At 42.3% G+C, this 13,998-nt stretch carries 10 protein-coding genes; 3 read left to right on the top strand and 7 right to left on the bottom strand.

The genetic code is table 11. From position 1 onward, the window contains the following. Window positions 1-87 precede the first annotated feature (87 nt). The 3 genes from GO495_RS00410 to dinB all read left to right on the top strand — a co-directional run bounded on the left by GO495_RS00410 (window position 88) and on the right by dinB (window position 4,333). Complete coding sequence (locus GO495_RS00410) at window positions 88-2,559, top strand: Kelch repeat-containing protein (protein WP_170302609.1); 2,472 nt, start codon at window positions 88-90, stop codon at window positions 2,557-2,559. A gap of 74 nt (window positions 2,560-2,633) precedes the next feature. After that, entirely contained in the window at window positions 2,634-3,143 is a 510-nt protein-coding gene (locus GO495_RS00405) for a DinB family protein (protein ID WP_157297734.1), read from the top strand. An 86-nt stretch (window positions 3,144-3,229) separates the two neighbouring features. Beyond that, the gene (dinB, locus tag GO495_RS00400; protein WP_157297733.1) at window positions 3,230-4,333 is read left to right on the top strand and encodes a DNA polymerase IV; all 1,104 of its coding nucleotides are present in this window, start codon (window positions 3,230-3,232) and stop codon (window positions 4,331-4,333) included. Window positions 4,334-4,336: 3 nt separating this feature from the next. On the opposite strand, the gene GO495_RS00395 is transcribed toward dinB, so the two are convergent. The 7 genes from GO495_RS00395 to GO495_RS00365 form a co-directional block, all read right to left on the bottom strand. After that, on the bottom strand, window positions 4,337-4,831 hold the full coding sequence (locus GO495_RS00395; RefSeq protein WP_157297732.1) for a DinB family protein: 495 nt from the start codon (window positions 4,829-4,831) through the stop codon (window positions 4,337-4,339). Between the two features lie 2 nt (window positions 4,832-4,833). Then, the gene (locus GO495_RS00390; protein WP_157297731.1) at window positions 4,834-5,865 is read right to left on the bottom strand and encodes a sialidase family protein; all 1,032 of its coding nucleotides are present in this window, start codon (window positions 5,863-5,865) and stop codon (window positions 4,834-4,836) included. 110 nt (window positions 5,866-5,975) lie between these two features. Next, window positions 5,976-7,637: a SusD/RagB family nutrient-binding outer membrane lipoprotein gene (locus GO495_RS00385; RefSeq protein WP_157297730.1), complete on the bottom strand. Its 1,662-nt coding sequence runs from the start codon at window positions 7,635-7,637 to the stop codon at window positions 5,976-5,978. Between the two features lie 33 nt (window positions 7,638-7,670). Continuing rightward, window positions 7,671-11,225, bottom strand: a complete 3,555-nt coding sequence (locus GO495_RS00380) for a SusC/RagA family TonB-linked outer membrane protein (RefSeq protein WP_157297729.1) — start codon at window positions 11,223-11,225, stop codon at window positions 7,671-7,673. Between the two features lie 322 nt (window positions 11,226-11,547). Beyond that, a complete protein-coding gene (locus GO495_RS00375) occupies window positions 11,548-12,603 on the bottom strand; it encodes a FecR family protein (RefSeq protein WP_170302608.1) in 1,056 nt (351 codons plus the stop codon). 94 nt (window positions 12,604-12,697) lie between these two features. Then, window positions 12,698-13,327: an RNA polymerase sigma-70 factor gene (locus GO495_RS00370; protein WP_157297727.1), complete on the bottom strand. Its 630-nt coding sequence runs from the start codon at window positions 13,325-13,327 to the stop codon at window positions 12,698-12,700. 324 nt (window positions 13,328-13,651) lie between these two features. Next, entirely contained in the window at window positions 13,652-13,987 is a 336-nt protein-coding gene (locus tag GO495_RS00365) for a cupin domain-containing protein (protein ID WP_157297726.1), read from the bottom strand. Window positions 13,988-13,998 lie beyond the last annotated feature (11 nt).

Raw genomic sequence — 13,998 nt, 5'->3', positions numbered from 1 at the left:
GATTAACACAGGGCGTTAACCGGCATTGTTAAAGTTAAGTTAACATAGAAGGATTAAGTTTGCAACGTCATGTATTACAGCCGGAATATGCCAGGGCTTGCCACATCTTTATTCATCTTCCTGACATTAATATGTTTAATGCCATTGCCCACTACCGCCCAGGAGAAGTATGGGCTGGAATTTGCCAGCAAAGGAATTGCACAGGAATACCGCACCACACTGGAGCTCTTCCCCGGTACTGCTATGGATGTGAAAAATGAGTTTTCCCTGACATTTGATCTCTCGCTTACTCCCAATGCACCTTCTTATTTTGGCTATGTTTTCCGCATGGTTGATAATAAAGACCAGAATATAGATCTTGTATATGATGTACATAACCAGTCGTTCAATCTCGTGACCGGAAATGAATTCTCCGGTATCTCTTTTAAAGCCGATTTCGATAAGATATGCCACCAATGGCAGCATGTACGGCTGGACTTCAACATTAACAAGCGCTTAATTAAGCTCTCTTTAAACGGTCAGACCATCGATAGCGCCATTACAGCTCTCTCCCCGGGGCATCAGCTAAAGATATTCTTCGGCGTTAATCATTATAAGGAATTGACATTCTTCGATCTTCCTCCTATGCGCTTAAAGGATATAAAGATTTATCAGGAAGATCAATTACAATATCACTGGGCGCTTAATCAAACGAACGGGAACACCGATACTGACCTGGTAAATAAAAAGGTTGCCTTCATCAATAACCCGGTATGGCTGGCACATACCTATCATGAATGGAATAAAACCCGCGACTTTGTAATAAAAGGAAATGCAAGTGTCGCCTACGACCACCGCACCGGTACCTTATATATTAATGGCAGCGATTCCATCTACATCTCCAATAACAATAACCTTACAACCAGTAAACTGGCCCGGCCCAGAGGGCTTTCTTCCGGTAACATTGCCGTTTTTGATGAACAGACGCACCAGATATGTAATTTTTTAGTAGATGAGAAAAAAGTGGCCCGCTATGATTCCACTCACCACACGTGGGATAATGTTACCAATGCAGAAAGTGTAACCCGCTACTGGCATTCAAACAGGTTCTTCTCCCGTTACGACAGCTCCATTTATATCTTTGGCGGGTATGGCGACTATCATTACAAAAATGAAGTGCAACGCGCCGGTAAGACCTGGGAAACTCTCAAAGTCACAGGAGATCACTTTACGCCCCGGTATATGGCAGCTTTAGGCGCTAATATCAATGGAGACTCCGCTTATATCATCGGTGGGTACGGCAGTTTAAAAGGAGATCAGCTGCTCAATCCGCATAACCTCTACGATCTTACCCTCTTTGATGTAAAGCATAAAACATTTAAGAAGATATACGAGTTACCGGAACCCGCACAACCATTTGTCTTTGGGAACTCCATGATCATCGATACACATCAGCAGTGTTATTATGCACTTACTTTTGCGAACGACCGCTCTCAGTCATCTCTTCAACTCATAAAAGGATCTTTAAGCAAACCGGTATATACCCGGCTGGCCAGTTCCATCCCTTTCCGGTATTTTGATGTCAAATCCAGGGCAGAACTTTTCTATGATCAGCAAAATGAGAAACTAATAACGGTTATATTATTTTCAGAGAACAACACCACAAGAGTACAGATTTATACTATCCTCTTTCCACCTTCTGAACTGACCCCACATACAGTATCTGAAAAAAACTCTTATTTGTGGACGCCGCTGGCCTGCCTGCTGCTGGGGATAGTCGCCTTTTTAAGTATTATCAAAAGAAAGAAAAAAGTGGTAGTGAAGCCTGCATTTATTGCCATCAATGTACAGGAAGAAATCCCTGTTCCGGAAATACTGCCTAAACCTGCCATATTACTATTCGGGGACTTCACCGTTATAGATAAAACCGGGGAGGATATCAGCAAACTATTCAGTCCGCTTTTAAAAGAACTGTTCCTGTTGTTACTGCTTCATTCTGTGACAAACAAAACCGGTATCTCATCAGAAAAGATCAATGAAATACTATGGGCGGGAAGATCAGTGAAAGACGCCAAGAACAACCGTTCTGTAAACATGGTAAAGCTGAAGAATATCCTCGATAAAATAGGTGAATACACCCTTATTAAAGAAAATGGGAAATGGCTGTTATTATTTAGCGAAGGTACCGTTGATATAGACCTGCAAAATTTCTATCACTTACTATCCAATAAAGACATTGAGGAGTTAGTCAGGATTACCGGCAGAGGCATCTTCCTTGGCGAAACAGAATACTCCTGGCTGGATAAATTCAAATCAGATATCTCTGCAGACATCATTCCGGTACTGACACAGTTCCTGGAAGATCAGGCCCCTGACCCGGGATTCATCATCGCCGTATGTAATTGTATCCTCCACTTCGATTCACTCTGTGAAGAAGCCATTATGTTCAAATGCCGCGCACTGGTAGCCCTTCGTCAGCATTCCACCGCCAAAGCCCTCTACAGCAATTTTACAAAGGAATACCAGGCCATTTATGGCGAAACATTCGAAAAAGATTATATAGCTGTACTGGAACAATAAACTTTTTAAAATCCTACTGACATACTGTTGTCACTTCCCCATCGTTTCTTTGCTATATACAAAAACATATAACCATGGATATCATCAAATCATTGTTAGCAGAACTTGAACAGGAAGCAGCCACCACCCGCAAAATGCTTTCCCGTATACCCAACGACAAATACGATTGGCAACCTCATCCCAAAAGCATGACTATCATGCAGCTATCCAATCATATTGCAGAATTACCAGGCTGGGTAAGTATGGCACTCACTACAGATGAACTTGATTTTTCAAAAATGGATTATAAACCTGCTGGGATTAAGGATACCTCCGGCGTACTCGAATTATTCGATAAGTCATTTGCCAGTGGAAAAGCCGAACTGGAAAAAGCAAGCCTCTCACAACTGGACGAACCCTGGGTATTACGCAATGGCGACTTCATCATCAGCGAATCCACAAAGGGAGAAACGATCCGTATGGCCTACTGCCAGACGGTGCATCACAGGGCTCAGTTAGGCGTTTTCCTGCGATTGCTGGACGTTCCCATTCCGGGAAGTTATGGACCAAGCGCAGATGAAGACAGCTCTGTATACAAGGCATAACCTCATAAATAATTACCAGGACTGGCCCATAAGCCAGTCCTGAACTTTATCAGCAGGTTAAGATATCTTTGTATTACCTGCGTGCTATGGAAAATGAAGAAAATAACAAACAGCGTAAAATCATCCATATTGATATGGATGCTTTCTACGCGTCCGTCGAGCAGCGGGACAATCCCGAATACCGAGGCAAGGCCATTGTAGTAGGCGGTTCTCCTGAAGGCAGAGGCGGCGTTGTGGCTACCGCCAGTTATGAAGCACGCAAATTCGGCATCCGCTCTGCGATGCCATCAAAACGCGCACAACAACTCTGTCCGGATGTTATTTTCATCCGCCCCCGCTTCGATGCCTACAAAGAATCTTCCCGCAAAATCCGTGAAATATTCAGTCGTTATACAGACCTGATAGAACCCCTGTCATTAGATGAAGCATTCCTGGATGTTACCGTAGATAAACTGCAGATAGGTTCCGCCATTGAAATTGCCAGGCAGATCAAACAAGCTATCAAAGATGAACTGCAATTAACAGCATCCGCCGGTGTCTCCATCAATAAATTCGTAGCCAAAATAGCGTCTGATCTCAACAAACCGGACGGACTTACATTCATAGGTCCTTCTTCCATAGAAGAATTCATGGAAAAATTACCCGTAGAGAAATTCTTTGGTGTGGGAAGAGTAACCGCGGATAAAATGAAAAAGATGGGGCTGCATACAGGGGCCGATCTGAAAAAACTCTCAGAAAATGATTTACGCCAGCACTTCGGAAAAGCAGGTGGATTTTATTATAAGATAGTGAGAGGGATTGATAACCGGGAAGTACAACCTCATCGCGAAACCAAATCGCTGGGCGCTGAAGATACCTTTGCCTATGATCTCACAACGATAGAAGAGATGAATCCGGAGTTGGATAAAATTGCCAGAACGGTACACGAACGTTTGCTGAAATATGGATTAAAAGGCAGGACTATTACGCTTAAAATAAAATACAGCGACTTCAGGCAAATTACCCGCAACCAGTCTTTCCCATACCCTGTTAACGCACTTGACATCATCACAAAAACAGCTAAACAATTATTATTAGCTACTTATCCGGAAGATAAAAAGATCCGTTTACTGGGTATCTCTCTTTCTAATTTCAATGAGATAATACAGACTGAGAAACCCAATAATCAGCTATCATTATTTGATGAATAAAAGTCAGAATAAATGCTGTATAACGCGAACGGTTACATGTAACTGACCCGTATGCCGCATAGTATGTTCTGCTGCGTGAAAAAGCAGCCCTATCAGGGTTGTTGGCAGTTTTTTACGGCCTACTGTTCTGGCATCTGTCAAACTACTTTCTTCCGTTGTTTTTAACTGATCAATAAATGTTTGCAGTCTTGTATCGAGTGCGGTTAACAATGAGCTCAGATCTCCCGCAGGTTTTCCCTCTGCAGATAAACAGGCCAGTTGAGTTTCAGATAAAGCCTCACCGGCAGCATATGTATACATGCGGTCCAGTACGCCCGTAATATGTTGCAGATGGAAGCCGACAGCAGCTACTCCGGCAGGTTGCTGCCACAGCAATTCATCAGGAAAGCCAGCCACCAATGCATGTATTTCTTCCTGTGCCTGTAATAAAGCATGTGCTACTGGTTGTAATAAAGCAGGGACATCAGCAACGGGTCCCCGCATCCATACTTCTGGCATATTTACATCTTTTTTAATTTCAACACTACATGTTTAATATTCTGCCGGTTATAAGTATAAGTTATATGCAGCAGTCCGTCTTTTGTTTGTATAACAGCCGGATAACTGAATTCTCCTTCAGGCTGTTTTTCCAGTTCATATACATCACGCCAGTTCTCTCCGTCTTTAGAAACCGCTACGCGTAATTCGTTACGGCCGTCAGACCAGTCTGCCCCCATTTTCGCAGGATTATAAATTAATACCTGCAACCCGCTTTTAGTGGTAACGGCATCAATCCCTGAATTAGGGTTCAAAATCGTCTGTCTGGTTAATGGAGACCAGGTTTCCCCGTTATCATCGGAGAATGTCTGTACAATTACGTTCTGCCGGCTCCTGCACAGCAATTGCAGGCGACCGCCCGGATAGAACAATGCAGAAGGCTGGATCACCCCAAAGGTATCGCAGTTGATGGGAATACTTCTCCAGTTATGCCCGTTGCTGTCCGACAATTCCACATGGATATGCCATTGTTTTTCGTCTTTGCTTTCGGTACTGGAAGGATGTAAAATAGTACCATTGGCCAGTTGCACCGGTTTATTCTTGATAGGGCCTAAGATCCCTTCGGGTAATTTTTCTTCTTTAGACCAGGTACGGCCTTTGTCGGTACTGTATTTCATCAGTCCCCACCATTCCCTGGGATTGGGGCCAACTTTATAGAACAGGATCAGTTTATGCGCCCTGGTGGTAATCAGTACCGGGTTCCAGGCAGCATAGCGTGTTTTGTCATCCACTATCCCTGTAGCAGCTATAGCCGGGGCAGACCATTTCCCTTTTGTAAACACAGAAGTGTAGATACATACATCAGGAGCGCTTTCACGACTGCCGCCAAACCAGGAGGCCACCAGTTGCCCGCCGGGCAGTTCTGTGATAGTAGACGCATGGACCGCCGGTACAGGCGGATGCTGCATCAGGAATTCCTCTTTTACCAGACTAACTTGTGCGTAGGAGAACAGGAAACTCCCTACCAGCATGCATGACAATAATACGCTCTTCATAATCAATAAATAGACAAGGCCACAAAGATAACAATGTCTCGCATTGTTAGCTTTGTGGCCTTGTTCCCATCTAAATTATAAATCCTGCCTTATAGCCTTTAATCACCTTATCAAGGCTGTGGTACGTCCCAGAATATTTTAGCGTCACGGGTATCTTTTGCCTGAACATCTTTATAACTGGTGTTATAAGCAGTTTCGCTAAGAGGATACCTGAAACGGTTAGGAGCATTTTCAAACCCGGGCAATGTAGAAACAAACACTCTCTGGAATTTCGGATAATCGGTTCTTCTGGTCTCAGACCATGCCTGAGTAGCCTGGAGGATATTAAAGTGGAGCCATTTCTGTACCCATATCTTTTCCAGTTTTTCCTGAGAAGTACCGGTGTAAGCAATTGTTGGCTGAGTCATGAAAGCATCTACTGTCGCAGTAGAAGGTTGATTCAATGCCTCATATTTAGTTGAATTCGTAGTGTATAAGTAATATATGAATGCAATTGCCTGACGAACACCCAATTCATAATACTGAGCAGCAGATAATGCTCCTGGTCCTGTAATACCCCAGCGTTCTACCGCTTCTGCTTTCAGGAAGTTTACTTCGGCAGCAGTCATCATGATACCTGGTAACTTAGAGTTAAAACGGAAAGTAGTAGAGTCATAAGTAGCAAAATAAGATAAACTGTCTAACTGGGTAGAACTACCCCAGTCACCAGGCATAGCCCTATACGTTGCATTTGGGACAAAAGTATTGCCTACTTTTTTACCGTATTTATCAAACATGAAAGGTATCCTTGGGTCATTTGCCGGGCTCATTGCTACATTCAACATATAATCGGGTGCACCCATCGGAGCCTGCAAGTCACTGAATGCACTACCCAGGTTATCTGTGTACACAGTAGGCTGCATGATCATTACGTCTGTATTGGCCGGACTGTAATTATCTCCAACGTTAGCACCATCAATCAGTGGATACTGGAGCGGAGTTGCAAACATCTCCTGTACAGCAGCCTTTGCAGTGGCTTCATCTACAAATGAAGTACGCATCAGTAAACGCAATCTCAATGAATTAGCATATCTGCGCCATTTATCAAGACTGCCATGCAAAGCATAATCCTGCACGGAAAAAGAAGCCGCGGCATTCGTATTCAAAGCAGTACCTGCAAAGTAATCAGCACAATCCTTCAAGCCAGCCATGATAGTATCATATAATGCTTTCTGGTCCTGGAATTTTGCATTAGAGATAGTATTGGAAACGTCCAGTGATCCGGCTTCAGTATAAGGCATGTCTCCAAACAAGTCTACCATCTGTGAAGTCTGGTCCAGCAACAGTGTTTTCGCAGCTATCGTAAATACCTGCACATTTAAACGGGATTCAATAGGCGTTTCATTATACAAACGCATAATGGTGCGGTACTCAGCCATAGGACCAGAACCGGAGTTTACATCTCCCTGGTTATTGGTAAAGTTATTTGGAACGTAGTAGTCATTCCAGCGCTGTCCCTGATAAGTCAGGTTACCCTGGTACACTGTAGATTCATTTAAAGACGTACTCACCTGACTATAAACACCTGTATGTACAAAAACTATTGTTCGTATATCCCAGTATTGTGGACGTACCCTGTTATTATCCATCATGCCGGAAAACAATTTCTCGATAGATGGATTAGTAGTTTTGTCAGGGTCGTTATATTTATCTTCCAGTTGGCTCTTCGAACAGCCGGCCAGAGCAACTGCCAGCATCATAAAGCAACTTATATTTTTTAATGTCTTTTTCATAAATAACTGTTTGTACCGATCAATTTAAAAAAATTAAAAACTTGCATTTACACTAAAACCATAGCTACGTGTAGCTCCGGTTGAACCTTCATCGATACCTTGTCTTAACCAGCTACCTCCCAATGGGGCTTCGGGATCAAGATTCTTCATGGTTCTGTAAACATACAGCAAGTTTCTGCCGATCAAAGAAACACGCAGGTTCTGGAAGTGCAGTTTGTTGGCAAATGTTTTAGAAACATTGTACCCCAGCACAAGCTCTCTCAATTTTATATAATCGTTCTTGTACAAGAATGCCATTGGTTCACCATTATCGCTGGAGTCGAAGTTGTAGATGTAGTAAGTAGCAGCCTGAATGATTCTGTCATTCTTTGTACCATCTGCTTTTACCCCATCAACAATAACACCATCATGATATACTGGTCCGTTTGGAGAAGCGCTGGTATGACTTGGGAGTCTTACAAAAGTGCCAGAAGCGTCTACATAATAAGGAATGCCACCATTCGCTTCGTCTCTGTACTTCAGTGTGTTCTTATACAAACCAGCGCTTGTTGCATATTTCTGTGGAGGAGAAACGATCTTACCACCAAAACGGTAATCCAGCATGAAATCTATAAACAGGTTCCTGTAAGAAACAGTATTGGAGAACCCACCTACAACCTTAGGCAATACGTTACCTGCTTTTATATACTTGGTCTTATCTGTCATCATTACGCCATCAGGTCCGACTAAATCATTCCCTTTAGCATCTTTCTGATGAGGATAAACATAAATGTTACCGATAGGCTGGCCTTTTTCAGCTACCACCATTGCTGATTGGGAATCGAAACCAGCAAATACGATCCGGTCTACACCTGGCGCCAGTTCTTCTACAGAAGAAGTATTCGAAGCAAAGTTCAGACGTGTATTCCATTTGACTTTACGGGATACCGGGGTAGCAGTGAAAGCAACCTCAAGCCCCTTACTATGCAAACGGCCCACGTTCGTGATCCTGGTATTTGCACCGTTACTTGCAGCAACAGACAAGCGCATTAACAGGTCAGTTACGATGCTGTTATAATAAGAAACATCCACACCAATTGCACTGTTAAACATCTTTGTTTCAAATCCAAACTCAGTTTCTGTTTTTCTTTCAGATTTCAGATTTTCATTACCATAGGCACTCTGTGAAACCAATACAGGTACGGAACCGGTAGTAGTTGGCAGAGGTCTCTGTGTATAAGTTACGTTAGACTCAAATGGCGGAGGAGCATTACCCACTAAACCGTAAGAAGCACGCACTTTACCATAGTTAATGAACCTTGGCAAATGGAAAGCTTCTGTAAATACAAAGCTCGCATTCGCTGAAGGATAGAAATACCCATTGTTAGCAGGAGGTAATGTAGAAGAATACTCCTGACGCGCAGTTGCTTCAAGAAACAGATAATCCTTGTAGCCTAAGTTCAAGATACCCAGGTAAGCATATTTCAGCAAACCACTACGTTTTTCAGAGGTTGACTGTGTTTGGTAAGAGTTATTGATACTGAACCAGTTTGCAGTAACCAAACCACCATTGGTACCAGACTTCTGATCACTGAAGTTTTCTTTACGGCCCTGGTAACCACCACTAACAGAGTAAGTAAAGTTTTTAACCGGATCACTTGCATAAGTTAACAATACGTCTCCATATACAATGCTGTAACGCCCTTTCATAACATTATAAGCACCGGTACTTTGTGTAGTATTGAACGCAACCGGATATTCATTGTATTGTTTAGCTTCCGTATTGATACTGGTAAAGTCATTACCAACCCTGGTACGGAATTTCAACCCTTTGGCAACATCAATATTAAGGGTCACACTAGACAACAAACGGTCCTGTGCTTCCGTCTCAGTATTACGTAACTGCATCCAGAGGAGATTCATCAGCTCATACTTAACAGGATAAGCCAACGCTTCATCAGGATTTTTCTGAGAGTCATTATAAGGTACATACTTATAACCCTGAGATGTTTTGTATTTATCAAATACAACCGCCATATCTTCAGCCCTGCTATAAAAGCCATCATATGCGTCAAAAACACGGTTCATAGAATAAGGCCGGTTAACAATAGTCGTGTTCACATAACCACCCACAACGTCCAGGCTGATCTTACTGTGTAATTTGATAGTACTGTTCAGGTTAAATGTATTACGCTTCTGGCCACCACCAATTTGTATACCCTTGTAATCGCTACGGGTATAGGAGAAACGGTAATTTGCCTTCTCGTTCATATTCGAAAGGGATACATTCAAATTTGAATTGTATCCCTTCTGGAACATCTGTTTAAAGTTATCAGGCTGTGGTGAATATGGGTGCATAGAACCATCCCACCATGGAACCATCTGGCCTTCCATTTTAGGGCCGAAATCCCTTGAGTCCTCAAACCTGGGGCGAACGGTGCCATCTGTTCCTACAGGGACCCAACCATCTGCCCGTGCGCCATTAGCTAAGTTCATTGCTCTGTCCCTACCAGGGCCATAAACATTCTGGTACTGGGGAGCGAAAGCTATCCTTTCCGCAGTAGCTGAGTAGTTTACGTCAACGCCAAGTCCTCTGCCTTTAACACCTTTCTTAGTAGTGATAACAACCACACCACTAGATGCATCCGATCCGTACAAAGCCGTTGCACTGGCTCCTTTCAATACCGTCAGATTTTCAATATCTGTAGGGTTAATATCGAGGATACCATTACCACGAATACGCTGATCAGACCAGTAGTCGCCTGTGTTACCACCAGCACCGCCTGTCTCATTATTATTCCTGATCTGCACACCATCCACTACATACAGTGGCTGTGTGTTATAGTTCAAAGAGTTAACACCACGAATCTGAACATTCACAGCACTGGTAGCACCACCGGGAGCGGTGGTGATCTTAACACCAGCCGCCTTACCATATAAGGCAGAGGCAAAGTTGGTGTTACCAGAAGCGTTGATCTGTTCAGATGTTACAGTACTAACTGCATATCCAAGCGCTTTTTGTTCTCTTTTAATACCCAGCGCCGTTACAACGATCTCATTCATCATCTTCTCATTCGGCTGCATGGTAATGTTCAATGTAGTTTTTCCGGCAACAGGAATTTCCTGTGTCTTAAAACCTACATATGATATGATCAGCACAGCATCATCCGGAACATTGATAGTGAACGCTCCATTTTCATCGGTAGTTACACCTTCAGAAGTTCCTTTGATCTTTACTGAAGCACCGATCAGTGTTTCACCCGTCTGGTCCAGAACCTTACCTGTTATTTTAACAGAGCTCATTCTTGCACCTTTTGGCATGATCACAATCAGGTTGTTGGCCAGCTCCTGGTAAGTATACCCGGAATTGTCCAGAATCATATCCATCACCGTAGAAATCTGTGCATCTTTTACAGAAATATCCAGTTTGTTATTACTTGGAATATTCCTGTTGCTGAACATAAAACGGTAATCGCTCTGGCTTTCTATTACAGAGAGTACCTGTTTAAATTCTGCGGAACGGAGATTTAATGTGATTTTGGTTTCAGAGGAAACATTAGCGCTAACAGACAGGCTCATAAAAAGAATGAACCCGAAAGTTAATTTCATAGTTAGTAATGGCTTTAGGAGCCCGTAGGGGATCTTTACGCCCTTGGGGCGTAGGAAAAAATTCATAACTTAGATGTTAAAGGTGATTAAACTATTTCTGGTATAAGGCATCTTTTCTACGTTGATTATTACGGTAATCCCCGTGCTGTCAGTAGTCGCGTTTTTCTCCCATAGACAAAATTTTAAACGTTAATACTTTGTTTCTGGTGAAATGAATAGGCGAATACATAGGAATACATAGGCATCGTCATAGGATCTTCATCTCACCTTTCACGATTATGAAAGGATATTTTTTTACTGATTAATTACGTTCTCTTCCTTCTTAGTATATAACTATCGTCGAATCTTCTATTCTGTAATTGAAATTCTCGGTCATGTGCAGCGCATGTAATGCTTCTGCAATGGTTTCGCCCTCCAGGATACCTGTAAATCTTAACTGCCTGGAACCTGTTTTACTGAAGCGAATGCTGATATTGTACCACCGTTCCATTCTCTTTGCCAGACTCTCAAAATCTTCGTCCTGGAATACCAGTTTATTTTGCAGCCATGATGTTTCCATGATCATCGTATCACGCTGCTGGAAATAACTCAGGGTAGTTAATGCCGGATATACATTTTTAACTGCTACCGATTTGGTTTTGGTTGAATCATGATTCTCAGCATTATGAATAACTAACTTTTGGGATGGCTTCAGCAAAATCCTTTCAGAAGGATTGCTGGGTACTGTCACCTCTATAGATCCTCTTAGCAGTGTAGCTTCTGTAGACGCTTCATTAGGATATGATTTTATATTAAATGCTGTCCCCAATACTTTCACATTCATGTTCGCCGTATGAATAATAAACGGCTTGTTCGCATCCGAATGCACATCAAAGAATGCCTCTCCGGTCAAATACACCTCACGATTCTTTTCTGGAAAATTAGCAGCATATTCCAGCTTGCTGTCCGCATTCAATGTAACCCTGGTACCATCCTCCATGATAAAAGTTGATTTCTCTCCCCTTACCGTAGATTTAGCTACCAATGTATTTCTATGACTATAGAAATAACCACCTGCAGTAATCAATAGTGCCACTGTTGCCGCCACTCCTGTGATCCAGCCCAACCGTCTTATATTGCGAACTGGCTGCATAAGCGGCTTCATTGCTGAAATACCCGCTTCCTTCTCCAGCTCATTGATACGTGATTGCACATTCTCAAATAACTGCCTGCCATCAATATAATCATGATGATTCTGGGCCCAGTACATGCGGAACAGCTCATACTGTCGTGCGGAGACAGTATCCTCACTCATGATATGTTGCAGTTCCTGGCCTTCTTGCGGTGAAATATCACCTGCCAGGTCCTTAATAACAATTTCAAAAAAACGTTCGCTCATTGTCCGATGGAATAACCCTTTATATATAGGACAACTTTTAAGAGGCGATATGCGTACAAGCTTTAAAAAAAATTTTAACATATACATCGGCAACCTAATTACTCATAAATATTATTAATATAAGCAATGTGGTAATTATATTGTCTGGAGCCGTGTTCCCGGTCTTTGTCAGATAGGGGTCCATGGCTTTCGTCATCTTTTTCATAGCACGTAACATCTGTGTATGTACCGTGCGGTGGGAAATACCCAAAATTTCACCTACTTCCTTGTATTTCATGCCGTTCTCTTTCACCAGGCGGAAAATAATCCCGCACTGCTTCGGTAAAGACGCAATAGCCTGATCCATCTGGAAAAACAACTCTTTTTTCTCCAGTTCCATTTCCGGAGAACTGCTATTTATAAGCTGTGCCCCTCCCGAATGATCGTCAATATTGACGATTTGCATACTGGAAAAGCGCTTATTATAGTTCAGAGCGTGGTTCTTAACTGCAATAAAAAGATATGTTTCAGGCTTCAGAACTTCCTTCATCTGTGCCCTGTCCATCCAGCATTTCACAAATACATCAGATACAATCTCTTCTGCAACTTGTTGATAATGAACGTACAGCGTGCAAAACTTGATGAGTCTGGGGTTTAATTCATGGAATAAAACCTCAAATGATTTAGAGTCGCTATCAACTGTGATGCGCTCCCATAGATCATTTATATTAACCTCTTTTTGCATTCTAAATTTTCATTATATTTCAGACGGCAATGTAATAAAAGTATATGTCAAATAAAAATAATAAATGTTTCTGGATTAATTATTTATAATATATATTATATACGTTAATCAAGGCAAAATGGATATATAAACCGATAAAAAAAGGAGAAAGGACGACCTGTTGAAATACAACAAATCGTCCTTTCTCCTTTTATATTTTTTTACCCTCTTATCCTGATTTCAGGAAAAAAATTATTCATCTTCTATCATACTCATTCTCTCATTGTCATAATGTCCTGTCAAAAAGAGACAATCCCTCCTATTTAGGTTGTAAAGATGTGAGTGCTATAAATTTACGAAATCTTTCCGGCTGGGATTAAACACATCGATCAACACGCCCGCTTCCAGGCAAACGACCCCATGTACCAGGTCAGAAGGTACATAAAATGCATCCCCGGCCCGCAAAATTTTCTTCCGCCCGTCAATCTCCACCTCAAAAACACCTCGTTCCACATGCGAGATCTGGGTATGGGAATGATGATGCAACGTTCCTACGGCTCCCTGCTCAAAATCCACCTTTACCAGCATCAACTGATCATTATACGCCATTACCTTGCGCCGGATTCCCGGATCAGGGAATTCCCAACTGATATCCTTATCCTCTATAAATACTTTTTCCATATAGGTTGATT

Source organism: Chitinophaga oryziterrae (genome assembly GCF_009758125.1).
GTDB lineage: Bacteria > Bacteroidota > Bacteroidia > Chitinophagales > Chitinophagaceae > Chitinophaga > Chitinophaga oryziterrae.
The sequence above is the reverse complement of the archived record's forward strand: the minus strand, read 5'-3'. Positions and strand labels throughout refer to the sequence as shown.

Coding starts and splice junctions, on each gene's coding strand:
- GO495_RS00380 (WP_157297729.1), bottom strand. CDS start 11,225: ATGAAATTAACTTTCGGGTTCATTCTTTTTATGAGCCTGTCTGTTAGC.
- GO495_RS00365 (WP_157297726.1), bottom strand. CDS start 13,987: ATGGAAAAAGTATTTATAGAGGATAAGGATATCAGTTGGGAATTCCCT.
- GO495_RS00405 (WP_157297734.1), top strand. CDS start 2,634: ATGGATATCATCAAATCATTGTTAGCAGAACTTGAACAGGAAGCAGCC.
- GO495_RS00370 (WP_157297727.1), bottom strand. CDS start 13,327: ATGCAAAAAGAGGTTAATATAAATGATCTATGGGAGCGCATCACAGTT.
- GO495_RS00390 (WP_157297731.1), bottom strand. CDS start 5,865: ATGAAGAGCGTATTATTGTCATGCATGCTGGTAGGGAGTTTCCTGTTC.
- GO495_RS00395 (WP_157297732.1), bottom strand. CDS start 4,831: ATGCCAGAAGTATGGATGCGGGGACCCGTTGCTGATGTCCCTGCTTTA.
- GO495_RS00410 (WP_170302609.1), top strand. CDS start 88: ATGCCAGGGCTTGCCACATCTTTATTCATCTTCCTGACATTAATATGT.
- GO495_RS00385 (WP_157297730.1), bottom strand. CDS start 7,637: ATGAAAAAGACATTAAAAAATATAAGTTGCTTTATGATGCTGGCAGTT.
- dinB (WP_157297733.1), top strand. CDS start 3,230: ATGGAAAATGAAGAAAATAACAAACAGCGTAAAATCATCCATATTGAT.
- GO495_RS00375 (WP_170302608.1), bottom strand. CDS start 12,603: ATGAGCGAACGTTTTTTTGAAATTGTTATTAAGGACCTGGCAGGTGAT.